The 753-nt window shown below is 53.3% G+C and carries 1 protein-coding gene; it reads left to right on the forward strand.

Features of this window, described 5'->3' with window-relative positions; genetic code table 11:
- Positions 1-78: 78 nt before the first annotated feature.
- Positions 79-753 (forward strand): IS5-like element IS903B family transposase (locus tag U9R90_RS36570; protein ID WP_045135864.1); only part of this gene is annotated, 675 nt, incomplete at its 3' end.

Raw genomic sequence — 753 nt, forward strand, 5'->3', positions numbered from 1 at the left:
CGGCTTTGTTGAATAAATCGAACTTTTGCTGAGTTGAAGGATCAGATCACGCATCTTCCCGACAACGCAGACCGTTCCGTGGCAAAGCAAAAGTTCAAAATCACCAACTGGCCCACCTACAATAAAGCCCTCATCAACCGTGGCTCCATAACTTTCTGGCTGGATGATGAAGCTATTCAGGCCTGGTATGAGTCGGCAACGCCTTCATCACGGGGAAGACCTCAGCGCTATTCTGACCTTGCCATCACGACTGTGCTGGTCATTAAACGCGTATTCAGGCTGACCCTGCGCGCTGCGCAGGGCTTTATTGATTCCATTTTTTCTCTGATGAACGTTCCGCTACGCTGCCCGGATTACAGCTGTGTCAGCAGGCGGGCAAAGTCGGTTAATGTCAGTTTCAAAACGCCCACCCGGGGTGAAATCGCACACCTGGTAATTGATTCCACCGGGCTGAAGGTCTTCGGTGAAGGCGAGTGGAAAGTCAAAAAGCATGGCCAGGAACGCCGCCGTATCTGGCGTAAGCTGCATCTCGCCGTTGACAGTAAAACACATGAAATCATCTGTGCAGACCTGTCGCTGAACAATGTGACGGACTCAGAAGCCTTCCCGGGTCTTATCCGGCAGACTCACAGAAAAATCAGGGCAGCATCGGCAGACGGCGCTTACGACACCCGGCTCTGTCACGATGAACTGCGGCGTAAGAAAATCAGCGCGCTTATCCCGCCCCGAAAAGGCGCGGGTTACTGGCCCGGT

It is taken from the genome of Streptomyces sp. E11-3 (assembly GCF_046540415.1).
GTDB lineage: Bacteria > Actinomycetota > Actinomycetes > Streptomycetales > Streptomycetaceae > Streptomyces.